This window comes from Cellulophaga sp. F20128, assembly GCF_023015805.1.
Classification (GTDB): Bacteria; Bacteroidota; Bacteroidia; order Flavobacteriales; family Flavobacteriaceae; genus Cellulophaga.
Window position 1 is genome coordinate 119,003 of record NZ_JALKBA010000003.1, and the last position, 26,173, is coordinate 145,175.

Annotated in this window: 15 protein-coding genes; 10 read left to right on the plus strand and 5 right to left on the minus strand. The window is 35.1% G+C overall.

Annotated features, from left to right (window positions below; translation table 11 throughout):
• Positions 1-11: 11 nt before the first annotated feature.
• From MWU65_RS04575 to MWU65_RS04590, 4 genes are all read left to right on the plus strand, one after another.
• Complete coding sequence (locus MWU65_RS04575) at positions 12-1,754, plus strand: SusD/RagB family nutrient-binding outer membrane lipoprotein (RefSeq protein WP_247075997.1); 1,743 nt, start codon at positions 12-14, stop codon at positions 1,752-1,754.
• Positions 1,755-2,128: 374 nt separating this feature from the next.
• The gene (locus MWU65_RS04580; RefSeq protein ID WP_247075998.1) at positions 2,129-5,458 is read left to right on the plus strand and encodes a SusC/RagA family TonB-linked outer membrane protein; all 3,330 of its coding nucleotides are present in this window, start codon (positions 2,129-2,131) and stop codon (positions 5,456-5,458) included.
• A 34-nt stretch (positions 5,459-5,492) separates the two neighbouring features.
• Positions 5,493-7,076, plus strand: a complete 1,584-nt coding sequence (locus tag MWU65_RS04585) for a SusD/RagB family nutrient-binding outer membrane lipoprotein (protein ID WP_247075999.1) — start codon at positions 5,493-5,495, stop codon at positions 7,074-7,076.
• 154 nt (positions 7,077-7,230) lie between these two features.
• A complete protein-coding gene (locus MWU65_RS04590; RefSeq protein WP_247076000.1) occupies positions 7,231-9,531 on the plus strand; it encodes a GH92 family glycosyl hydrolase in 2,301 nt (766 codons plus the stop codon).
• A gap of 116 nt (positions 9,532-9,647) precedes the next feature.
• Here the strand turns inward: MWU65_RS04590 and MWU65_RS04595 are convergent, their stop codons facing one another.
• The 5 genes from MWU65_RS04595 to MWU65_RS04615 form a co-directional block, all read right to left on the minus strand.
• Positions 9,648-11,066, minus strand: a complete 1,419-nt coding sequence (locus MWU65_RS04595; RefSeq protein ID WP_247076001.1) for an efflux transporter outer membrane subunit — start codon at positions 11,064-11,066, stop codon at positions 9,648-9,650.
• A 5-nt stretch (positions 11,067-11,071) separates the two neighbouring features.
• Positions 11,072-14,209 (minus strand): efflux RND transporter permease subunit, encoded by a 3,138-nt coding sequence (locus tag MWU65_RS04600; protein WP_247076002.1) that lies wholly within the window; start codon positions 14,207-14,209, stop codon positions 11,072-11,074.
• Between the two features lie 22 nt (positions 14,210-14,231).
• The gene (locus MWU65_RS04605) at positions 14,232-15,365 is read right to left on the minus strand and encodes an efflux RND transporter periplasmic adaptor subunit (protein WP_247076003.1); all 1,134 of its coding nucleotides are present in this window, start codon (positions 15,363-15,365) and stop codon (positions 14,232-14,234) included.
• Positions 15,366-15,377: 12 nt separating this feature from the next.
• Entirely contained in the window at positions 15,378-15,881 is a 504-nt protein-coding gene (locus tag MWU65_RS04610) for a transcriptional regulator (RefSeq protein ID WP_247076004.1), read from the minus strand.
• A gap of 178 nt (positions 15,882-16,059) precedes the next feature.
• The gene (locus MWU65_RS04615) at positions 16,060-17,094 is read right to left on the minus strand and encodes a GntR family transcriptional regulator (RefSeq protein WP_247076005.1); all 1,035 of its coding nucleotides are present in this window, start codon (positions 17,092-17,094) and stop codon (positions 16,060-16,062) included.
• Between the two features lie 221 nt (positions 17,095-17,315).
• Here MWU65_RS04615 and MWU65_RS04620 point away from each other — a divergent pair, with 221 nt between their 5' ends.
• The 6 genes from MWU65_RS04620 to MWU65_RS04645 all read left to right on the plus strand — a co-directional run bounded on the left by MWU65_RS04620 (position 17,316) and on the right by MWU65_RS04645 (position 26,150).
• Complete coding sequence (locus MWU65_RS04620; RefSeq protein WP_247076006.1) at positions 17,316-19,421, plus strand: bifunctional aldolase/short-chain dehydrogenase; 2,106 nt, start codon at positions 17,316-17,318, stop codon at positions 19,419-19,421.
• Between the two features lie 104 nt (positions 19,422-19,525).
• On the plus strand, positions 19,526-20,806 hold the full coding sequence (locus tag MWU65_RS04625) for a sugar isomerase (RefSeq protein WP_247076007.1): 1,281 nt from the start codon (positions 19,526-19,528) through the stop codon (positions 20,804-20,806).
• 8 nt (positions 20,807-20,814) lie between these two features.
• Positions 20,815-22,188 (plus strand): FGGY family carbohydrate kinase, encoded by a 1,374-nt coding sequence (locus MWU65_RS04630; RefSeq protein ID WP_247076008.1) that lies wholly within the window; start codon positions 20,815-20,817, stop codon positions 22,186-22,188.
• 45 nt (positions 22,189-22,233) lie between these two features.
• Positions 22,234-23,646: a hypothetical protein gene (locus MWU65_RS04635; protein WP_247076009.1), complete on the plus strand. Its 1,413-nt coding sequence runs from the start codon at positions 22,234-22,236 to the stop codon at positions 23,644-23,646.
• A 48-nt stretch (positions 23,647-23,694) separates the two neighbouring features.
• Positions 23,695-24,462: a TIM barrel protein gene (locus MWU65_RS04640; RefSeq protein WP_247076010.1), complete on the plus strand. Its 768-nt coding sequence runs from the start codon at positions 23,695-23,697 to the stop codon at positions 24,460-24,462.
• A 437-nt stretch (positions 24,463-24,899) separates the two neighbouring features.
• Positions 24,900-26,150 carry an ROK family transcriptional regulator gene (locus tag MWU65_RS04645; protein WP_247076011.1) on the plus strand — a complete coding sequence of 417 codons (1,251 nt, stop codon included), beginning with the start codon at positions 24,900-24,902 and terminating at the stop codon, positions 26,148-26,150.
• Positions 26,151-26,173 lie beyond the last annotated feature (23 nt).

Consider the following 26,173-nt stretch of genomic DNA (forward strand, 5'->3'; position numbering starts at 1 on the left):
AAATATATATTATGAAAAGAATAATGTTATTAATGATTTCCTTGATTGTCTTGTCATCATGTCAAGATACTTTGGAAGAAGAGTTTAAAAACCCGCAGCAGTATGTGCCTGAGTCAGATCAGTTGGCATCTGGGATGTTTACTAATGCTTTGCTGCAGTACAAGTTTTATATTAAGGATTATGGCGAGTATTGGTGGCAACTAGGAGGTAATGGTATTCCAAGTTACGCTCAAATATCAAGTCGTTATATTACTCCGAGATATTCGTGGTTTATAGATTATGATGATTTGCAGAATGGTAATGGATTTGACCAAAGTGGATTCAATTGGTTTAATGACTATTACCTAAGAATGCGAAACTGGGGATTAATACAAGATGTAGTTGACGGACAAAGTGGACAACAATATGACGACAGTGTAGTTTATTTTAAACTAATTTCTATAGTTAAAGACTGGGGAGCCCTTAGAAATGTAGATTTATACAATTCAATCCCGTACTTGAATGCGTTTAAGGGATCCCAGGGGGAGTTTTTTACAACCTATGATGATCCAGAAGAAATTTATAAAGCGGTATTGGATGATTTAAAGTCTATAGCAGATGAGTTACCTGGTATTGCTTCTAAAATGTCATCAGAAGGTAAAGCTATTTTGGCTACGCAAGATATAGCCTTAGAAGGTGATATTGATAAGTGGGTGCAGTATGCCAATGCTTTGCGTTTGCGTTTTGCTGTTAAATTAGCAGGAGTGGATGCTCAGTTTGCGGCATCACACATAAGTGATGCGTTGACTAATTTACCTACTGAAGATTTAAGTTTTAATTTACCACATATAGATGCAGCTTCATCTCTTCCAGGCGGTGGTACATGGCAACGTGGCCTATATGAGAGATCATATGTGTTACACATTCCTAACGTGATTATGAACAGAATGAATTTTCATAATCAAGAATATGAAGAAACCATAGATGATCCAAGGCTTCCTGTAATTGCATTACCAACTAAATATAACGATTATAGAGGTGTGTCTATGGATGCTGATGGTCAAGATCAAGGTTATGTAGATGGGGATAGGTATTATACAGCTGCTGATAATTTAATGGAATCTTCATTAAACAATTCAAAGTCGCAGTATAGCCATGTAACATTAATTCATAACAATATTCCTGCAGACATGTTTACGTTGGCAGAGATAGATTTGTTATTGGCCGAAGTTGCAGCAAAACAAATAGCACCTACAGGAAAAGCTGCTGGTGACCATATTAAGGATGCAGTAATGCATTCAACAGATTATTGGTATTACCTTAATTCATTAAGTAACTATGGAGCAGATTTAACTGGGCCATGGGCAAGTTTAGTGAGACCTACCAAGCCAAGTTCGACAATCATTACTTCATATGCTGATAAGGTAAAAAATGCTTTTAATGCAGAAGGAGCGGTTGATGATCAAATGGAAATTATTATGCAGCAAAAATACATTCACCTTAATTTATTACGTCCAAATGAATTGTGGAGTGAATTAAGAAGAACAAGGCATCCAAAATTGGAACCAATGACATTTCAAGGAAAGGTGATGAAGCCACAGCCAGAACGATTAATGTATCCATCATCTGAGTTATCTAATAATACGGATGCTTTCTTAGAGGTCATAGATCAGAATAATTGGACAACACCTGTTTTTTGGAGAACAGATGCTAGTTCTTACTATAGGGATGATTATGTTACCTTTAAAACATCACTATTACCAGATTTTAATTAAAATAATAACATATATTTAACAAGAGGAACTAATGAGAATTAGTTCCTTTTTTTATGCAAAAGAGTTTGTCAGTAGCACACGATTGGACCACTGAGGTTTCTATATTGAAGAAATAATAAAAAAGAGGACTTTAATTAATGTCTTGGATATATTTTAACAATATTTTTCATATAAATTTAACATAAGGGGTTAATTTTTATTGGCCCTATTTTATTGGCTAAACTCTGTTTATTACTGTTACTTAGCTTTAAGCACTCGTTGTTAGTCGAATTACTTTCCATATTTTAACATTAATTTATAATATTAGGTAATATTTTATATCTTGGGGTAAAATTTACTCTTAACAATTTATTAACTAACTAAACTCTATTAGTATGAACAAAAAAATTCATTACTTATTAATGTTTGCAATGTTGCTCTTTATAAACGGGCTGATGGCGCAAAACAAAACTGTTACTGGTAAAGTAACTGATGATTCAGGAGTGCCTCTTTTGGGCGTAAATGTCTTAGAAAAAGGAACTTCAAATGGAACTTCAACAGATTTTGATGGAAACTACACAATTAATGTTTCCAACGATGCGTCTACCTTGGAGTTTACTTCAATTGGATATGTTCAGCAAAGTGTTGCTATAAATGGTAGATCTACTATTAATTTAACAATGGCTGAAGATGCAGAGCAACTTGGTGAAGTTGTTGTAACAGGGTTGGGTATTACTAAAGAAAAGAAAGCTTTAGGTTATGCCACGGCAATAGTTGAGTCTGATGCATTAACGCAAACAGCTACGCCAAACTTTGCAACTGCTTTATATGGTAAAGCTCCTGGTGTGCAAATAGCTACAACACCTGGTGGTTCTACTAGTGCTACCAATATTACAATTAGAGGTATTGCCTCTATCACAGGGAAAAGTCAACCCTTAATTGTTTTAGATGGTGTGCCAATTAGAGACGGAGAAGTTTCTAACAACAACTATTGGGGAGATCAACGTCTTAGAGGTAATGGTCTTTTAGATATTAACCCTGATGATATTGAAAACATTTCTATATTAAAAGGAGCTTCTGCAGCAGCGCTTTACGGTTCTGAAGCGGTAAACGGGGTTGTTTTAATTACATCTAAAGGTGCTAAGAAAGGTAAAAAAGGGATGTCTGTAGATTTTAATACATCATATACCTTTGATCAAGCCGCTTATTTTCCAGATTTTCAAGATGTTAGAGGTCCTGGGTATCCATTGACTCTTGCTGATGCAGGACAAGATGCAGATATGTTTGTGTATTATGATACAGACAACAACGGATCTGAAGAAACTAGAGGTTTAATAGGAACCAACGTTAACTTTGGTCCTAAATTTGACGGTCAGCCAATCCTTAGTTGGGATGGTGTTGTAAGACCTTATACTGCACAACCTGGAGTAGAAGGAATCTATGAAACTGCACATAACACACGTGCCAATGTTTCAGTTTCTAATGTAGGTGAAAGATCAAGAGTACGTTTCTCATACACACGTCAGGATAATGAAGGTGTAAGTCAAGGTGCTAAGGAGGCAAAAAATATTGTGAACCTTAACTCATCTTTTGAGTGGTCTGATAATATTAGAACAGATGTTCAAGTAAATTATATCAACCAAAAAGTGACCAACAGACCTTATTCTATTGATAGGTTAACAAACAACTTTGGTGGTATGATGACGAGGTTTGATAATGCTGAATGGTATAAGGACAGGTATAAAACTAGTGATGGTTATAGATATGTTACTGGTACTAGTGAGAGTACAACCCCAAGTGAGAATATTATATACCCAGGGTACAGAGGTGATCTTTTAGATTACTATTGGAGAGTAAATGAAAATAACGTTATTGAAAAAAGTAATAGAGTTATTGGTATTGTAACCAATACTTGGGATATAGCAGATGGATTAAGCTTAAGAGGAAGAATTTCGACCGATTTTACAAATCGTAATTCTGAAGCTTGGAGTACAACAGAAAGACCAGCTGTTTTTTATACCAACCCAGGAGGTGGCTTTAGTATGGCAAACAACTCATACGATATTACCTATGGCGAATTGCTAATGACGTATTCAAGAGAGTTAACGCCAGATTTAGAAATGTCTGTAATGGCAGGTTACAATGCTTCAGAAGAAAAGAGTTCTAGCTTAAGTAGAGGAACAAGTGGAGGCCTAAGTGTTAGAAACTGGTTTGATATTGCTGCGTCAATAAACACGCCTGGAAGTGGAAGTGGAAGAAGTGCTTTGGTAAAAGATGCATTACTGGCAACTGCAAACATTGATTATAAAGGATGGTTGTATTTAGAAGGTACTGTTCGTAAGGATAGAACATCTACTATGAACCCAGATAACAATAGTTTTGTATATCCATCTGTAAACTCAAGTTTTGTGTTTTCTGATGCTTTTGAATTACCACAAGCTATTAGCTTTGCAAAGCTTAGAGCTTCTTACGGTATAGTAGGTAACTATCCAGATCCTTATAGAGCAAATATTGCATACAATCAAAATACATTAGGAGCTCAAGGTGCTGGTTCTGTTATTTACAACAGTATATCTGGTAGTATGGGTAATGATGGTATTAAGCCAGAAGAAAAACGTGAGTTTGAATTTGGTTTGGATATGAAGTTTTTTGAAGGTAGATTAAGTTTAGATGCAGCGTATTACAACGCACAGGTAGTAGACCAGATTATTGGATTAACATTACCAGGTTCGTCAGGTGCTAGTTCTATACTTACTAATATTGGTACTTTAAGAAATAAAGGATACGAATTTGGAATTACAGGTACCCCAGTTGATACAGGTGATTTTAGATGGGATGCTATTGTTAACTTTGCTAAGAACGTTAACAAAGTAGAGAAATTAGCTCCAGGTTTAGATGAAATTCAACATGCCAATTGGGATGGTGATGCTGCTAAAATGGTCTCTACAGTTGGTAAGCCAATGGGAGATTTATACGCTCATCCAATAAAATTGGATGATAACGGTAATAAAATAGTAGATCCAAACGGATTGTACCAAGTAGATGCAAGCAAGCATGAAAAATTTGGTAACGCTATGCCTAAATGGGTTGGTGGTATTATAAATTCGTTTACTTATAAAAACTTTACATTAAATGCTAATGTAGATTTTAGAATTGGTGGACACGTAATGCCAACAGCATTAAACTGGATGATTAGCCGTGGGTTAACTACTGAAAGTTTAAAAGGAATGGATGCTGAGCATGGAGGTTTAAGTTTCTATGAAGATCAAAATACAGGTGATAGAGTGTTGAGTAGTGCAACTTCTGGTCCTAATGGAGAAGTAGTTTATGACAATGGTATTGTATTAGACGGTGTTAAATTAGATGGTACTCCAAATGATTATATCGCAACTAACCCTGAGTATTACAATAGTGTTTACAATTGGGGTGGACCTCAATACAGCCCTAACACACGTTATGAGCTTTATATTAAAGAGAATACCTATTTTAAAATGAGAGATATTTCTTTAACCTATAGTTTGCCAAGCAAAGCCTTGGATCAAATAGGTATTAAAAAGTTAGATTTCTCTGTGTATGCTAGAAACTTATTCTATATCTACAGAACAATAAAAGATATGGATGCAGAAGCTACTACGGCAGGTTCAAGATGGACTCAGAATGTTAATAATACGGGTACCAACCCGTCTACCAAATCATTTGGTTTATCATTACGTGCTAGTTTATAATAAGAATATAATGAATTATTTAAAAAAATATTTTATGAAAAAATTGTCAATAATACTTGGCGTTGTATTCGTTATGACATTCAATGCCTGTAGTGAAAGTGATTTTGCGGATAATTATGCAAATCCCTCTAAAATCTCTGATGCTACTGTAGAGAAACTATATTCTGGTTTTTTATATGCAAACCAAGGATATGTATTACCAGATTACTGGAACTATTTTGTTGTTTTAAGAACAACAATAACTAGATATACCCAAGCTGTTGGTTGGATTAATACTGCAGCTCAATATGTACCTGGAGAAGCAGGTATTGGTGGAAGATGGGGTAGCTATTATGGATTTTTAGCGCACTACAGAGAAATGGAAAAAGTATACAATGCTTTACCTACTGAAGAGCAAGCTAAATTGAGAATCTTTATGCTTACGGCTACTATCTACCTTTACGATCATACACAAAAAGTAGTTGATTTACATGGTGATATTCCATTTTCTGAAGCTGGAAAATTAAGTCAAAATGGAGGCGATTATCAAGCTTCTTTACCAGCTTATGATACAGCACAAGAAATATACACTACAATGTTAGATGGTTTGCAAGGTTTTGCAGATGAGTTAAATAGCATTAGCTTAGACCCAGCTGTTGCGGCAAGTTTAGAAACTCAAGATTTTGTAAACAATGGTGATTTGGTTCTTTGGAAAAAGTATTGTAATTCACTTCGTTTAAGAATGTTAACAAGAGTTTCTGCTTCAGCAGATTTTTCAGCGAGATCGCAATCTGAGATTGCTAGTATTTTAGGTAATGCAGTGCAGTATCCTTTGGTTGATGATAATTCTGAAAACATTCAAATAGATGTTGTAGATATAGATTCACCGATACACTCAAAAAGTTTTCAAGGTGGTTTGGAAGATTGGGATGGTAATTTAGCAGGTAAAGCAATGATAGATCATATGAATACCAATGCTGATCCTAGATTACGTGCAATGTTTGAAGAAGGTGAAGATGCAGTTCCTGGTGTTTTTATAGGTATAGACCCTTTAATGAATGAAGCTGATCAAACAGCTTTGTTTAATACAGGTACAGTATCTATTTACAACAGATCATCATTATCTCGTAACCAATATTTCCCTGGTTTATTAATTACTGCGGCGGAAGTAAGTTTTTTAAAGGCAGAAGCTTATGCAGCTACTAATGATGCAATGGCTAAGGCTAGTTATGAAGATGGTGTTACTCAGTCTACTGAGTTTTACTATGGAGTTCGTGATTTAAGTGCAGATGAGATTTCTGGACCTTTAACTCCTTTAGTACCTGCTGAGATAACTGCTTACTTAGGTAGTGCAGATGTTAATTGGGATAATGCAGCTACTACTGCCGATAAATTAGAGTTAATTGCAACTCAAAAATGGATTAGTTTTAGTGTATTGCAAATGCCAGAAAGTTGGGCAGAAATGAGAAGATTAGATGCTCCAAGTTTATCTTTTCAAGTAGATAACTCTAACCCACAAACACTTCCACCAACAAGATGGATTTATCCAAGTAATGAAAGTGTGTACAATACTGATAATTATAATGCAGTAAGTGGATCGGATAATTTAACAACTAAAATTTTCTGGGACGTTAATTAATAATCCAGATTAATTTTATTAAATATTAGTGTAAAGAGGAGGGATTTATCCCTCCTCTTTTTTTTGTTTAAAAAAACAATGGGAAATAACCAAATTAGACCTTAATTTAGGGGTTCGTTTTACCAATGAATAAAGGAATTTAAAAAGAAATAAAATGAGATTACTAAAATTACTAGTGCCTTTCCTTGTGTTGATACATACAGCGGTATCAGCTCAAAATAAAACAACTGTTTCCTATGTAGATTATGTAAATCCTTTAGTAGGTTCAGATTCTGAATTTGCCTTATCCAATGGAAATACTTATCCTGCCATTGCAACCCCTTGGGGTATGAACTTTTGGACACCCCAAACAGGTAAAATGGGTGACGGTTGGGGCTATACCTACGATGCCTTAAAACTTAGAGGTTTTAAACAAACTCATCAACCAAGTCCGTGGATTAATGATTATGCCGCCTTTTCTTTGTTTCCAGAAACCGGAACACTTAAAATAGATGAAGATGAAAGAGCAGCTTGGTATTCTCATAAATCTGAAATAAGTAAGCCGCATTACTACAGTGTTTATTTGGCAGACTATGATGTAACTACAGAAATAACACCTACAGAAAGAGGAGCGCAATTTCGTTTTACATTTCCTGAATCTAAAAAATCACATATTCTAATTGATGGATTTTTTAAGGGGTCTATGGTTAAAGTGATTCCAGAAGAGCGTAAAATAATTGGATATTGCCGAAACAACAGTGGTGGTGTACCTGAAAATTTTCACAATTATTTTGTTTTGGTCTTTGATAAAGATTTTGATGAAATCCTGACTTGGCAAAAAGAAGAAGGAGGAAACCTACAAACAACATTCGCTAAAGAAGCAGAAGGCTATCACGTTGGAGCAGCTATTAGTTTTACAACTAAGGATGGGGAACAGGTTACGGCCAAAGTAGCTTCTTCTTTTATTAGTTTGGCGCAGGCTGAAATTAATCTAGAAAGAGAGATTGGAGACGATACGTTTAATCAGACCAAAGAGAAAGCGGCAACAGCTTGGAACAAGGAGTTAGGTCGTATGGAGGTCGCTGGGGGAACGGTAGAACAATACAGAACATTTTATACGGCTTTGTACCGAGTACTGTTGTTTCCTAGAAAGTTTTATGAACTTAATGCCGCTAATGAAATAGTACATTATAGTCCCTACAATGGTAAAGTGCTACCAGGGTATATGTTTACTGATAATGGCTTCTGGGATACCTTTAGAGCTGTTTTTCCTTTCTTTACTATAATGTATCCAGAGTATTTAAGCAATGTAATGCAGGGCCTTGTAAATACGTATAATGAAAGTGGTTGGTTGCCAGAGTGGGCTAGTCCTGGGCATAGAGATTGTATGATAGGGTCTAATTCTGCCATAAATATTGCAGATGCATACCTCAGAGGTATTCGTGGATTTGATGTAGAAACCTTATATGAAGCTGTTGTTAAAAACTCAAAAAGTAAGGGGCCCGTTAATTCGGTTGGTCGTTTTGGAGCCGAATTTTATAATGATTTGGGTTATGTGCCCTATGATGTTGGTGTAAATGAAAATGCAGCACGTACCTTAGAATATGCTTTTGCAGATTGGAGTATTGCAGCATTGGGTGAAGCTTTAGGAAAGCCTAAAAAGGAAATTGAACTGTTTAGAAATCGATCTTTAAACTACAAAAACGTATTTGATCCAAAAATTGGCTTTATGCGCGGAAAGAATAAGGACGGTTCTTGGGCAACAACATACACCCCAGACAAATGGGGAGATGCTTTTACAGAAGGGGCTGCTTGGCACTGGACCTGGTGTGTTTTTCACGATCCATTGGGACTGGCAGAAGATTTTGGCGGTGTCGCTAAAATGCGCGCTAGATTGGATGATGTTTTTACGGCAGCACCAACTTTTAATGATTCGTATTACGGACAACAAATTCATGAAATTACAGAAATGTTAGTGGCAGATATGGGGCAATATGCACACGGCAATCAGCCCATACAGCACGCCATTTATTTGTACAATTGGTTAGAACAACCTTGGAAAACGCAACGGCATGTGCGTAATGTAATGGATAAATTATACTCTTCTGCTCCAGATGGTTTGTGCGGGGATGAAGATAACGGACAAACATCAGCCTGGTATGTGTTTTCTGCGGCAGGATTTTATCCTGTAACTCCTGGCACTGGAGAATATGCCATAGGAAGCCCTTTGTTTAAAAGTGTGAAAATGCATTTGAGAAATGGCAATACATTTACCGTTAACGCCCCCGAGAATACCACAGAAAATATATATATTGATGAAGTAGAAAAGAACGGTACTATGTATAATAAAAACTACATTACGTTTGATGATATTATGAACGGAGCAACATATAATTTTTCAATGAAGAACAACCCTAATAAAAATAGGGGTATAGCGGCAGAGGCTAAGCCGTATTCTATGTCTGTTCGTAAATAGCATTTTTACTTTGAAATGAGAAGCGGGTGTAACCTATCTTAGATAGGTTACACCCGCTTTATAAATTAAACACTAGTGTTATAAAACTTTGTCGTCTTAAAAGTGTTTTCAAGACACTATTTCCATCCACCACCAAGGGCTTCGTATAAATTAACAATGGCTAGTAATTGTTGTAGTTTATTATCTACAACATTGAGTTCGGCACTTAAAGCACTTTGTCTAGCTGTTAACAAATCCAAATAGGTTGCATAACCATTTTTAAGGAGTTCTTCGGAGTTTGCTTCTGCATTGCGTAATGCAGTTACTTCGTTTTCCCTAAATTCAAATTTCTTAGTTTCAGATGTAAACGTGTATAAGGCATTGGATACTTCACCACCAGCTATTAAAAGTGTCTTCTTAAAGTTTAATAGTGCTTGCTCTTGTTGTGCTATAGCAACTTCTTTTTGTGTTTTTAATTTCCGCTGATTTAATAAAGGTTGCGTTAAGCCTCCAATTATTGTTGCAAATAAAGAGTTTGCATCTAATAATTCATCCAAGTCTAAACTTTGAAGACCTCCAGATGCTGTTAATTTTAGCGAGGGATAAAAACTGCTCCTCGCTATATTTGTAAACTCAAAAGATTGAATTAGACCATATTCTGCGGCCATCACATCAGGTCTGTTACGCAGTAAAGTTGCGGGTACTCCTAGCGTTAAATCTGATGTAATATTTTGTGTTTCTAGCGTGCTTCTTTCAAATGATTGTGGAGACGCACCCAACAAGATGCTTAGGGTGTTTTCTGCTTTAAAAATTGCAACTTCTAAATCTACCTGTAATGCTTTTGCATTATTGTATTGTGCTATATTTTGGTCTACCGCTACCTGTGTTACAATACCAGCATCTTTTAAAGCTTTAATAGTTGCTACACTACTTTCTCTTGTTTGTATTGTTTTTTTTGTCACCTCTAACTGTGCATCTAAAGCAACTAAAGTATAATAGGTAGATGCGATATTGGAAATTAGTTGTGTTTTAACAGCCTGATGGCCAGCAACGTTTTGTAAGTAAGCTGCTTGTGTAGCTCTTTTGTTGCTTCTTATTTTTCCCCAAATATCTGCTTCCCATGCTAAGTTTGCAGTAATATCATACTGGTCTGTAGATGTATTGGTTAAAAAGGATCCAAATTGGCTATTTTTAGATAATTCCTGATGTGTATAATTTGCACCAACATTTAAGGTTGGTAAATAGCCAGCCTTACCTTGTTTAGCGTAGGCTTCAGCTGCTATCATTTGCTGAATTGCAATTCTAATATCCATATTATTCGCTAACCCTTCCGCAATGTATTCTTTTAAAATAGGATCAGTAAATAGGGTTTTCCAGGATACATCTGCCATAGAAATACTATCTGTTGGCAGATTATCTGTTCTGTACAATGTTTCGGTTTCTGGCAATTCCGCTCGTGTATAGTCCTTTGCTACAAAACAACTTTGTAGTGTTAATGTGACCAATAAAACAAGAATTGTTTTGTTGAAAAATTTAAATTTATTTGTAGCTTTCATAGTTTTTATTCTTCAATAGTTTGTATTGCTGGTTTACTCGATACTTTTTCTTGTAACCACTGAAATAAGATAAATAAAATAGGAATTATAAAAACACCTAAAACAGTTCCTATTAACATGCCGCCTGCAGCACCCGTGCCAATAGAATTGTTTCCTTCCGCACCAACACCTTTAGCTAATACTAATGGCATTAATCCTAAAATAAAGGCAAATGAGGTCATTAAAATGGGACGTAAACGTGCTTTTGCACCATGAATGGCAGCATCCACAATACTTTCTCCATTCTTTCGCCTTTGAAGCGCAAACTCCACAATTAAAATGGCGTTTTTAGCGAGCAAACCAATAAGCATGATTAAGGCGATTTGGAAATATATATTGTTTTCCAACCCAAAAAGCTTCGTGCTAATGTACGCTCCAAATACTCCAAAAGGAATAGAGAATACCACGGCTAATGGCAGTAAATAACTCTCGTATTGTGCACTCAATAAGAAATACACAAACAATATACTTAAGATAAAAATAAAGGTGGTTTGGTTACCAGCATTAACTTCTTCTCGGGTTAAACCGGAATAAGCAACCGTATAATTACTAGGTAATTTTGCGACTTCTTCTTCTATAACTCTAATCGCATCTCCGGTACTATAGCCATCGTTTGTTGCGCCAGTTATCGTCGTTGAATTAAACAAGTTGAAGCGGGTTACCGATTGTGGCCCATACACACGTTTTAAGTTTACGAACTGAGTAATTGGTGTCATTTCACCAGAATCTGTCCGAACATACATGCTGTTTAAGTCATTAACATCTGCCCTGTCATCTGGTAGCGATTGAATATACACTCTAAATTGTTTACCAAATCGAGAGAAATCTGAGGCATAAACACCTCCAATATACCCTTGTAATGTTGAAAAAATGCTAGTAATAGGCACTCCTTTTTCTTTTGCTAAAGGCACATTCACTTCCATTTCATATTGTGGATAATTAGTACTGAAAGGGGATTGTGCGTATTTTATTTCTGGATGCTTCATTAAAGCCATCGAAAAGTCGGTATTGGCCTTGTCCAAATCCGTAAACTCTCCACTAAATTTATCTAATAAATTCACTTCAAATCCAGCAGAATTACCAAAACCACGAATACTTGGAGGAGAGAAGAAAATAATTTTTGCTTCAGGGACAGATGCGGCAATTCCAAATAGTTTACCTGTAATCGCTTGTACTGAAAGAGATGGGTCTGTACGTTCACTCCAATCGGCAAGTTTTATAATTCCAAAACCATAATTACTACCAGAACCACTAATGATACTACGGCCTTTAATAAAGTTGACTGCAACAATACCATCAATACCATTAATTTTTGAATATAGATTTTTGGCTACTGCGTCTGTTCTATCTAAAGAAGCACCAGCGGGTAATTCTAAGTTTGCAAAAATAATCCCTCTATCTTCATTAGGTACAAATCCTGTTGGTGTTGTATTTGATGCCCAGAAAATTCCAACAACAGCTAAGGCTAATAATAAAACTGGTATCCATTTTTTCTTGTATAAAAAATGAAGCGATTTTCCATATCTATCAACGGTAGCATTAAATCCACGATTAAATAGGGTGTAAAAACGTTTTAGAGGACTTTTACCTTTTAGTTCTTCATCTTCCTTATGTGGCTTTAATAGTAAGGCACAAAGCGCAGGACTTAATGTTAATGCATTTACGGCCGAAATAAGTATCGCGATAATTAATGTTACCCCAAATTGTTCATAAAACACACCGGTTGGTCCAGTCACAAATGTTACTGGAATAAATACAGCAGCCATAACTAAAGTGATAGAAATGATGGCTCCAGATATTTCATTCATAGCTGTTAAAGTTGCTTTTTTAGGATTCTTTTCACCTTGATCTAATTTGGCATGCACAGCTTCTACAACCACAATAGCATCATCTACTACAATACCAATGGCGAGGACTAGTGCAAATAGCGTTAACAAGTTAATAGAATACCCGAAAACACTTAAGAAAAAGAATGTTCCTATAATAGAAACAGGAACTGCAATGGCAGGTATTAGCGTAGAACGGAAATCCTGTAAGAAAAGAAAAACTACCAAAAACACCAATATAAATGCCTCCAATAAAGTCATTATTACCTTGTCTATAGACGCATTTAAAAACAAACTTGTATCATAGGGAACAAAAATATTTAATCCTTCTGGGAGGTCTTTTTTTACAGATTCTAATGTTATTTTAATGTTGTCAATAATTTCTTTTGCATTAGAACCTTTGGTTTGAAAAATCCCCATAAAAACAGCTGGGTTTCCTAAACTCATGGCATTAGATGCATAGGATTGAGCATCTAATTCAATGGTAGCTACATCATTTAAGCGAAGAAACTCACCATTTCCCAATGCTTTTATTATTATATCCCCATACTGTTTTTCATTTTTAAAACGACCACTATATGTCAATGTATACGAAAACGCTTCTCCATTATTTTGACCTAAAGCACCAGCTGCTGCTTCTAAGTTTTGTTCTGCCAAAGCCGCTGAAATATCGGAAGGGATTAGACTATATGCCGCTAGTTTTTCTGGTTTTAACCAAATTCGCATGGCATAATCTTGTTGTGAGAATACACTAACGTCTCCAACACCGCTAATACGCTGCATAGCCGGAATGACGTTTATTTTAAGGTAATTCTGAATAAAAGTGGCATCGTAATCGTCACTTTCTGAATACATTGATATAAACATTAGAGCACTAGTCTCTTGTTTTTGTGTAGTTACACCTGTCTGAATTACTTCTTGCGGTAGTAATGGATTAGCCCTTGATACACGGTTCTGAACGTTTACGGCAGCAATATCAGCATCCATTTCCTGGTTAAAATACACTGTAATTTCAGCGGTTCCAGTATTCGATGCTGTAGAGGTAATGTATGTCATTCCTTCTACGCCATTAATTTGCTCTTCAATAGGAATAATTACACTGGTTAAAACGGTTTCTGCATTGGCTCCAGGGTAAGATGCAACCACTTTAATTGTGGGGGGTGCAATATCTGGATACTCCTCTATTGGTAGGGTTGATATACTTATAATACCAAGAACAACGATGATAATAGAGATGACTGTTGAAAGCACAGGTCTTTCAATAAATGTTTTTAACATAACTAAATAAGTTTACGGTTTGTTAGTTTTTAAATAAAGTAGCTATAGGTTTAATAGCATCATCAAAAGCTGTTTCCTTTGGTGTAATAGCCATACCATTTCTTAACTGACCAACTCCAGATACAATAATTTGGTCTTCTAAAGTAACGCCTGTATCAACAACATATAAATTGTCTACAGCTGTTTTTACTTTAATAATTGAAGTGGTAACTTTATTGTCTTCCCCAAGTTTAAATACCATAATATTTCCTTGTTGTTCATAAGTTGCTTGCTGAGGAACGACAGTTACATCTTTAAAAATAGTAGGAATTTGAATTGTACCACTATTACCGTTTGTTACTAATTGGTTAGGATTCTCAAAAATAGCCCTGAAACTTACTGTTCCTGTATTTTGATTGATTTGGCCCGAACTAGTTTCAATTTTTCCTTTTTCGGAGTAGGTGCTGCCGTTGGCAAGGATTAAATTTACTGGAGGAAAATTGGTAAGTTTTTCTGCTAAATTTTCACCTTCTGAATTTTGTAGAAAGTCTAAATATTGGGTTTCATTTAAACTAAAAAACGCATAAACTTGTTTAATATCGCTAACAGTAGTTAATGGTGTAGCATCACTTGGGCTAATTAATGCCCCTTCTCTAAAATTAATTTTACCAACAAAACCATCAACAGAACTTTTAATAGTTGCGTAACTAATACTAGCAGAAACGCTACTGTAATTTGCTAAAGCTTGCGCTAAATTAGCCTTGGCAGTTTCTAATTGTACTGCACTAATAATATTTTTTTCTACTAGGGGAATTAGTTTTTTTACTTCAACTTCTGCTACATTAATTTGTGCTTTAGCAGCACCTGCATCTTGACTTAAAGATTGTGTTTCTAATTGAAATAAAATTTGACCTTTACGTACTTTTTGGCCTTCGTCTACCAAGACTTTTTTAATATATCCAGGAGCTTTGGCTCTTATATCACTGTTTACTATGCCTTCTATATTTGCAGGGTATTCTTGATAAGCAGTTACTGTTTTTGTCTGCATTTTAGCTACCGGAAAAGTAGGGGCAGGTCCTTGCATCATGGTCGTTGCTTGTTCTTCTTTGTTGCCACAGCTTAGGACAAGGAAAAATACGCTTAGCGTTAGTAGGGAGTATAGATTATTCTTTTTCATTTAGGCTTAAGTTTAAATATTGGATTTATTTGTTGATAATTTTGTTCTTAATTCTTCTATTGATAGGGTTGCTTCGTCTATAAATTTGATATAATCATCGTGGAAATTTAAATCGAATTTATCTTCCTCATTTTCGATTTTTTTATTGTTTATCGTTTCTTTGTAATTCTTCAACTCCATATGGATATCACGTTCTTCTTTCCATTTCGTTGTGATACTTTCTATGTGTTGAATAATTATATCTTTATTTATAATAAAATATTTTTTACGATCGCCAGTTTTAGTGAAATACACAATCTTATTTAAATCTTGTAAATGATTGAGGTGGGTTGAAATTGTACTTTTACTTGCGCAAAGAATGGTAACCATATCTTCAAATGTGGTTCCTTTTTTCCCCGTAAGAATGATGTAAGCTAATATGCGAGCAGCAACAGGTGCTAATTGCTCTCTGAATTCTAAATGAACTCCTAGTTTTTCAACCAAGCGCATTTTTTCTTTGCAGATATTTTCTTTCATTTTAAATAGTTTTGCTACTGTTTATACAACAAACGTAATCATAATACAGTAAAATTCTGCGCAAAAATAATTATTAGTTCGGAACAAACCGAACTAATCGAAGTTAATTAATTGTTAAATAATTAAACGGGTAGGTGCAAACCTAGAAATAGGATGCTTAGTTTATTTGTGAGTGGCTTTAAAGGGATTTCCGGTAAATTAAATTAAACGGATTTTTCACTTTCCCTTTTTCGTTATCAAGAATCATATTTGCAGCCGTCATTCCCATCTTTTTAAAATCGGTTGAAATAACTGTAATTCCTAATAATTCCTTAAGTGGAGTTTCATTGTAAGAGATTATCCCAATGTCTTTACCTAATTGAAGATTATTGTCTCTAACTTGTTTTATTAAATTTACAAGATCTGATTCTTCAATGGTAATAAATAAATCTCCTTTTTTAAGGATTATATCCTCGTATATTTCATCTAGAACCTCAGATTCTATTGAAAATTCTGCGCAAAATTTACGGAACCCATGCAGAATTCTACGAGGGTATGGGTACACTATACTTTCGGGATAGGCTAAAATTAATCTGTTGTATTTTTTTATTTTGGACAAGCCTCCTTTTAGTCCATTATAGATATCGTTCTCAAAATCTTGGTAAACTTCGATGGCAGCCCCTTTAAGGTTGAGATTGTTATTGTCCATTATGACCAATTTTTCCTTTGGAATCTTATTTATCGTTGCTAGTATTTTGTTAGAAAAACTAATGTGTTTAAGATTGTCAGTTTTAAAATGGGGCATAATTATATAATAATCATAGGCTCCAAGGTTTTTGTCAATAGTGTTTATAAAGAGTGATTCGTCACAATGGTAAATGTGCAGGTCTGTATGAGAATTGTTGCCAATATTATTAATAAACGAATTGTAAATATTCATTTTATAGGAACTCAATTTATTTATCAAGAACAAAATATTAATTTTTGAAATTAACTTCGTCCGAGTAACATAATATCCTTTCCCTCGAATGGAAGAAATTATTTTTCGTTCCTTCAATATATTGTAGGCCTTTTCTACCGTATCTCTTGACAGATCAAAATCTTCACTAAGTCCATTTATTGACGGAATTTTTTGATCTATTTTTAACGTTCCAGTACGGATGTTGTCAATGATCGAATTTACAATTTGCTGGTATTTAGGAATTCTTGAATTTGTATTTATTTTTATAATCATAATTAGTTCCTCTAAATTCCCAATACTTTATTTGCCTAAAGTCGTCATTATACTATTGACTTTACAAAAATAGACAACATAATTGATTTTAAGAAAAATCAATTATTAGTTTGCAATTTCTCATTTATTTTATTAAAAATGTATAAAAACAGCACAGTACAGGATAGAATGTTGTTATAGCTATATTACATTAGCAAATATTAATAAACAAGATTCATATTATGATTAACCCCGTTAAGAAGTTTAGCCACGTAAATTACTTGTGGAATAAGAAAAAGGAAGAAGAGTTAGGTGATGATCAAATTGCATTATTTTTATACAGGTCAAATATTCTTGGAGCAGATTTAAGAATCACGAATTATGGAGGAGGAAATACCAGTTGTAAAACCGTTGAAAAGGATCCCTTAACCAATGAAGAAGTTGAAGTAATGTGGGTAAAAGGTTCTGGGGGTGATATAGGAACGCTTACAAGGTCGGGAATAGCGGGTTTGTATACAGAACGATTACGTAATTTAAAAAATGTTTATGGAGGCTTGAATGATGAAGATCGAATGGTTGGACTTTTTAACCATTGTATTTATGATTTGGATAGTAAAGCACCTTCAATAGATACACCATTACATGGGTTATTACCTTTTAAACATATAGATCATTTGCACCCCGATGCCTTAATAGCTGTGGCAGCGGCCAAGGATAGTGAAAAAGTAACCAAAGAAATTTGGGGCGGTACTATGGGATGGGTGCCTTGGCAACGTCCTGGTTTTGATTTGGGACTTCAATTGGAAAAATGTTTGAATGATAACCCAGGTATTAGGGGAATTGTTTTAGGAAGTCACGGGTTGTTTACTTGGGGTGATACTTCGTATGAGTGTTATATGAATAGTTTGGAAGTTATAGAAACAGCTTCTGAATATATTGAGAAAAAGATAAAAGAGAAAGGAGCAGTTTTTGGGGGTCAGAAAATAGAAAGTCTACCTAAAGAGGAACGTTTAGAGAAAGCAGCACAATTAATGCCGTTGTTAAGAGGTTTGTGTTCTTCAGAAAATAGAATGATAGGTCACTTTAGTGATGCCGAAGTTGTGTTAGAGTATATAAATAGTAATGATTTAGAACGATTGGCTCCTATGGGAACTTCTTGTCCTGATCATTTTTTACGTACAAAAATTCAACCCTTGGTACTTACGCTTACTACTGCGGAAGATATATCTGATACAAAAGGGATTTTAAAGAAGCTAGAGCCTGCTTTTGCAGCATACAGAGATGAATATAAAAACTATTATGATACCTGTAAGCGCTCTAATAGTCCAGCGATGCGAGATCCTAACCCAGTAATCATTATTTACCCAGGTGTTGGGATGTTTAGCTTTGCTAAAAATAAACAAACAACGCGGGTAGCCAGTGAGTTTTATATTAATGCTATAAATGTTATGCGTGGTGCTGAGGCAATTACGGCATATACTTCATTACCAAGGCAAGAAGCTTTTGATATAGAATATTGGCTGTTGGAAGAGGCTAAATTATCTAGAATGCCAAAAGAACAGCCTTTGTCTAGAAAAGTAGCATTTATTACTGGAAGTGGAGGAGGAATAGGTAAAGCCATTGCTGATAAATTAGCAGCAGAAGGGGCTAATATAGTATTGTCTGATATTGCTGAGGATAGATTAAAAGAAGGTGTAAAAACATACAAGTCAGATGTAGCTACCTATGCAGTTTGTGATGTTACCAATGCTGCCTCAATTGCTGACGCCTATAAAAAAGCGTGTTTAGAGTTTGGAGGTGTAGATATCGTAGTTCACAGTGCCGGACTAGCAATATCGAAACCAATTGAAGAAACTACGGAGAAAGATTGGGATATTCTACAAAATGTGCTGGTTAAAGGCCAGTTTGAATTGGCAAAACAAATGGTTGGAGTTATGCGTAAGCAAAACTTAGGAGGAGACTTTATTAGTATAGCCAGTAAAAACGGATTGGTTTCAGGACCAAACAATGTAGGTTATGGAACGGCTAAAGCAGCGCAACAACATATGGCCAGGTTGTTAGCGGCGGAATTAGCAGGAGATAAGATCCGCGTAAACACTGTTAATCCAGATGGTGTAATTGTGGGTAGTAAAATTTGGGAAGGTGACTGGGCAGAAGGCCGTGCTAAAGCTTATGGAATAACTGTAGATGAGTTGCCAGCACATTACGCAAAAAGAAATTTATTAAATGAAATTATATATCCAGAAGATATCGCAAACGGCGTATTTTCTTTGGTTGCTATTTTGGATAAAACCACTGGAAACATTATTAATGTAGACGGTGGAATGGCGAATGCATTTGTACGGTAATTAAGTAGAGTTAGTTGGAAGAAAGTTTCTATGGGTTGGTTACAACCCATAGCGGCTTCTTTGTTTAAGAATTTGGTTATTTTACGATACAAAAATAAGTATATATGAAAATAGAGAAAAGTCAAATAGGAGATGTAAATAAGGCAGCTGCAATAGTTCATAAAGAAGGGTTTGATTTTTTGGGACATACATTGACTAGAAACAATACCAATGTAGAAGCTGTTATTGAAAAATTGCAAAAATTTCAAGTTGCTATTCCAAGCTGGGCTTTAGGCGCCGGTGGCACGCGGTTTGGTAGGTTTGGTTTTTATGGAGAACCTTCTAGTCTAGAACAGAAAATTGATGATGTTGGGTTGCTGCATGCATTAACAAAAACAGCGGGAGCTGTTTCCTTGCATATTCCTTGGGATGTTCCTTCAGATTATACGGCAATTAAAGAATTAGCAAGTTCACATGAAATTCTTTTTGATGCTGTTAATTCTAATACTTTTCAAGATCAAAAAGGAACTTCAAATAGTTATAAGTTTGGTTCTTTAAGCAATCAATCTAATGATTCAAGAGCACAGGCTATACAGCATAATATTGATGTCATCAATATTGGGAATAAACTTGGTTCCAAAAGTCTTACAGTATGGTTAGCAGATGGTGCTTGCTTTCCTGGGCAGAGTAATTTTCAAACGGCTTTACAACATACACAAGATAGTTTAAAAGAAATATATAAAGAACTACCTGAAGATTGGAAGATGTTTATAGAATACAAGCCCTACGAACCTAATTTTTACAGCACCGTTATTCAAGATTGGGGAACTTCCTTTATGCTTGCTAACGAATGTGGAGATAAGGCCTTTACGTTGGTTGATTTAGGACACCATTTGCCCAATTCTAACATCGAACAAATTGTTGCAACTTTAATGTTAAAAGGGAAGCTTGGTGGTTTTCATTTTAACGATAGTAAATATGGAGATGATGATCTTACGGTTGGAAGCATAAAGCCGTATGCCTTGTTTCTTATTTTTAATGAGTTGGTTTATGGGATGGATAACAATCCGCAAAACCCGTATCCAGCTTGGATGATAGATGCAAGTCATAACGTAAAGGATCCTTTAGAGGATTTAATACAATCTTTAGAGGCCATTCAAGAAGCGTATGCAAAGGCACTTTTGATAGACCAAAAAGCGTTGAAAATTGCGCAGCAAGAGCATGATGTTGTAAAATGTCAAGAAATTTTGCAAAATGCTTATCGAACAGATGTTAGGCCTCTATTAAGAGAAGCGAGGTTAAGAGTTGGTGGAGCGTTGGAGCCAATTCAGGCATATAGATCCTTAAAAATTAGGGAAGGCCTAATTAAAGAAAGAGGAAAAAACAGTATTGCAACAGGCTTATAAAATTGAGAATGAAAAAGGAAGTAACGGCTGTTTTTGATATTGGAAAAACGAACAAAAAGTTTTTTTTATTTGACACTGACTTTAAGGAAGTGTATCGAGAATATAAAAAATTTGATCTTATAGCCGATGAAGATGGTCATCCAACTGAAAATCTACTCGCACTTCAAAATTGGTTAAAAGATGTTTTTGACAGTATCTTAAAAGCGGAAGAGTATGATGTAACAGCTATTAATTTTTCTACCTATGGGGCTAGTCTTGTCCATTTAGATGAAAATGGAGAAGTTGTAACACCTCTTTACGATTATACGAAACCACTTGATACAGAAATTACCCAATCTTTTTATGAAAAATATGGCCCAGAGTTAGAATTTTCAAAGGATACCGGGTCTACAAATTCAGGAATGTTGAATTCAGGAATGCAGTTATATTGGTTAAAATATGCCAAACCAGAGGTCTTTAAAAAAATTAAATATTCCTTACACCTTCCTCAATACATCAGTTATATTTTTACGGGAATACCGGTGAGTGAGTATACCAGTATTGGGTGTCATACAGCTCTGTGGGATTATACCAAGAAAGACTATCACGACTGGGTGTATCAAGAAAAAATTGATGTTAAATTACCGCCAATAGTTTCTACAGAGACCAGTATTAATATGAATTACAATGGAAAACGTATTAAAATTGGTGTTGGTATTCACGATAGTTCCTCGGCCTTATTGCCTTATGTGCGCAGTATAAAAAAACCTTTTGTACTTGTGTCTACAGGGACTTGGAGTATCACTTTAAACCCTTTTTCAAAAACACCGCTTTCGGCTACCGAAGTAAAAATGAATTGTATTAATTACATGCGTATTAATGGGAAGGCTGTAAAAGCATCACGTTTGTTTTTAGGTAACGAATATAAAATGCAACTTAAAGAACTCACAGCATATTTTAAAGTTTCAAAGGATTATCATAAGGAGATTCAGTTTAATTATGAGACCTATACCGAAATTAGGAAGGATTTTAAACACCTGTTTACTTGGTATGGTATTGAAACTGAAAAAGCACCTGAAGTAACAAAGATACCCTATGATACTTTTGAGTGCGCCTACCATCATTTGATGATAGAATTGGTATTGCTACAAGTGAAGAGTGTGGAACTTGCTGTAGGTGATATGGAAATTGGGCGTTTGTATATAGATGGAGGTTTTACAGATAATGATGTGTATATAAAACTATTATCTCATTATTTAAGAAAGATGAAATTACGAACAACAAACGCTTCTTTAGGATCAGCACTAGGAGCGGCAATTTCCATTTCAGATAGTAAATTAAATTCAAAATTTTTAAAGAAAAATTATTCCTTAAAAAAGCATGTTCCCTTTATTATTAAATAAGTGGAAAGAGTGATAACCAATGAAAAACCTTTAACCTGAAATCTTATGAGTCAATACCCAATTGAAGAAGAAATTATTGAAGACATTGCAGGAGGTGAGTTTGAAAGAGAACCAGTTCCCCAGTCTAAATTAAAAAGTTGGAAAAGCTTTTTAGGGATGTATGCCGGTGAACATGCTGCTGGAACTGAATTTATGATTGGCCCACTATTTTTAACGGCAGGAGTAAGTGCATTTGATCTTATCATAGGGTTGTTGTTAGGGAATTTATTAGCGGTGTTGAGTTGGAGATTCCTAACGGCTAAAATTGCTGTTAAAAACCGTTTAACACTTTATTTTCAATTGGAAAAAATTTGTGGAAAAAAATTAGTCACTGGGTATAATTTGGCCAATGGTATCTTGTTTTGCTTTTTGGCAGGTTCTATGATTACGGTTTCAGCAACAGCAGTAGGGATCCCCTTTGATATGCCTATGCCACAATTATCGGATACCATGCCAAATGGTATTACATGGGTAATTATTGTTATTTTAATAGGAGCTGCTATTTCAATAATTGCGGCCCGCGGTTACGATACCGTTTCTAAAGCAGCAAATTGGATGTCGCCTTTTATTGTATTGGCCTTTTTGGCGTGTGGTATTGTTGCGTTAAATCAATTAGGCGTAAAAAGTTTTTCTGATTTTTGGAATATTTGGGGAGAAGGTTCAGAACCATTTCCTGGTCAAATAAAATATACTTTTTGGCACGTAGTTATTTGGTCTTGGTTTGCTAATGCAGCCATGCATGTGGGAATGTCAGATTTATCCGTTTTTAGATTCGCGAAAAAAGCGAGTTCAGGATGGACAACCGCTGCAGGAATGTATGTTGGACATTATATGGCGTGGATTGCAGCAGCTTTACTGTATGCAGTCTATTTAAAATCTCCTGAAGCACTTGCATTTTTATCTGATGGGCAAGCACCACCAGTTGCTCCAGGACCCTTAGCGCATAATGCTATCGGTATTTTTGGAATTATTGCGGTAGTCCTTGCGGGTTGGACCACTGCTAATCCTACTATCTATAGAGCAGGATTGGCTTTTCAAGCGATTCTACCAAAATTGTCAACTGCAAAAGTTACTTTGCTTGCAGGGGCAATAGCTACAATTGCGGGCCTTTTCCCTGCATTTGCGATGAAATTATTGGGTTTTGTTGCGTTATATGGATTTATCCTAGCTCCATTTGGAGCCATTATTGTGTTTGAACATTTCTTTCATAAAAAAGTGGGTATTGTAAAAAACTATGCAGAAGTCGCTAATTTATCATTTAATAAATCCGTGTTTTGGGCTTGGGCAATCAGCTTTGGAATCTTTTACTTTATTTCTGTCCAATTTGATGTCTTCCTCTCTTTTGTAACTTTACCTGCTTGGCTGCTTTGTGGTGTTTTGTTTTTGTTTTTAAGTAAAGTATCGCAGAAAAAAAATTGATAAAAATTATCAATTAAGAGATAAAGAAAATGAGAAAAATAACAATATATGGCATTGAAAAATAATATTAACCATAGTGTTTGTAGGTGGTGTTATGATGATATCGCACTGGAAGATTTCTTGAAAATACTAAACAATATAGGTGTTAAGGCTATAGATCTAGTTGGACCAAGTGACTGGGACTTGTTAAAGAAATACGGTCTAGACTCCTCCATGTGTAATGGGGCAGAAATAAGTCTTGAAAAAGGATGGAATAACAAAGAATACCACAGTACGTTAATAAAAAATTATACAGAAATGATTCCGTTGGTTGCAGAAGCAGGCTATACCAATTTAATTTGTTTTAGCGGAAATAGAGACGGGATGGATGATAAAACTGGAATGCAAAACTGTATTTCGGGTCTTAAAGAAATTTTAGCTTTGGCAGAAAAGCACCAGGTAGTGTTGCAAATGGAACTTTTCAATCAAATAGATCATCCAGATTATATGTGTGATTCCTCTGCTTGGGGTGTAGCGCTATGTAAGGAACTATCTTCTGATAGTTTTAAGCTGTTGTATGATATATACCACATGCAAATCCAAGAAGGCGATATTATTCAAACAATAAGAAACAATCATCAATATTTTGGACACTATCATACCGCAGGTGTTCCTGGGAGAAATGAGATTAATAACACCCAAGAGCTTAATTATCCTGCTATTATGTGCGCTATAGTAGAAACAGGCTATCAAGGCTATGTGGCTCAAGAATTTTTGGCACTTCAGGAGGATAAAATAAAGGCGCTTACAGAATCTATTTTAATATGTGATGTATAGTTGCAACCCAGCCTATACTCATTGAAAGTCTACATTACCCCATTAGAAAACTGAAGCAAATGACATCCTTAGGTTATTTTTAGTTTCCTACGCTAATTCAATATTTATTTTCTATTTTACAACTTTAAATTTAACCGTATATTCAAGAGAGTTGCGAAGGTGCTAGGTTTTCCGTAACCTAGGATAATTTCTTCACCCTCGCTTTTTGTGATTTGGTTTTAAATTGTGTTTAATATCTTTTTAATTTTATATTTATAAGTTAGTAAGTTGTTCCGTTTTTTAGTTTAAAAATATTTTATTTCTAATAGTTTATAATTAATTATTTTATGTAATCAATTAAAATACAGTTGCTTGTGTAGTTGTTATTAATTTAAATAGTATTGTCATATATATTAAAAAGTTATTTTAATACCTTTGAAAAGTTAATATTTGATAATATGAAAAAGGAATACGCTAAAATGGATGCTGGTTTGTTGCACTTAGTAAATAAAAAGGTTGTACTAAAACTTATAAACCATAATAAGCAAATCAGTCGGTCTGCTTTAGCAAAAAAGTCGGGATTAACGCCACCCTCGATTGCTAGAATTGTAGATGAATTAATTCAAATAGATGGTTTAGTAGAGAGTCTTGGTGTTGGTGATTCTAGTGGAGGAAGGCCTCCTATGATTGTTAAATTTAAAAACGAAAAGAACTGTATTATTGGAATAGATTTAGGAGCCACCTATATAAGGGGTTGTCTGGTAGATTTAAATGCCAATTTTATTTCAGAGATACAAGTGCCAACCGAATTGGAAAAGGGATTTGCAAGTATCGTTGATAAAGTAGTAAAGGTCATACGCAAGCTTCAAAAAAGAAAAGATCCTAATGCAAAAATATGGGGTGTTGGTATCGGTGTTGCTGGTCTTGTAAATAGTGAAACAGGAATCATTGAGTCTTCCCCTGATTTTGGATGGTCTAATATTGATTTGCGAAAGGAATTGGAAAAATACTTAGATCTACCGTTCTTTTATGATAACTCTACCCGTTTGATGGCCTTGGGCGAATTGAAGATGAGTGGTAAAGAGGGGCAAAGAAACTTTACATTTATCAATATAGGGTATGGTATAGCTTCGGGGATTGTAGTAGAAGGGAATCTATTAAAAGGATTTTCCGGATTCGCTGGTGAATTTGGACATATTTCAGTCGATACAGATAGTGATGTACGCTGTAAATGCGGAATGTATGGCTGCTTAGAAGCCTTAGCTTCGGGGCATAGAATAGCGTCATTAGGAAAGGAAATATTAAAAAATAAAGGCTCAGAATTGTTGGAAGAATTATGTATGGGGAATCAAGATTTGATCACTGCAGAACTAGTTGCAAAAGCAGCCAAAGATGGTGATGCAGCTTGTCTTAAAATCTATGACGAAGTAGCCGAATATTTATGTAAGGGAATCGGAAACATATCCAATTTACTGAACCCAGAAACCGTATATATTGGTGGTGGTATTTCATTAAGCGGGGATTTGTTATTCAATCTAATTGAAGCAAAAAGAGATAAGTATTTATTGTCTGCCAATGTAAAGGTCAAAATTAGTCCATCTACTTATGGAGATCAGGCCACAACCATTGGGGCGGTATCCTTAATATTAGAAAAAATATTAAACTTGGAATTATCGGGAACAAAAAGCAGTGATATGACTATTGTTTAAGGATAGAGACACTACAGAGATTA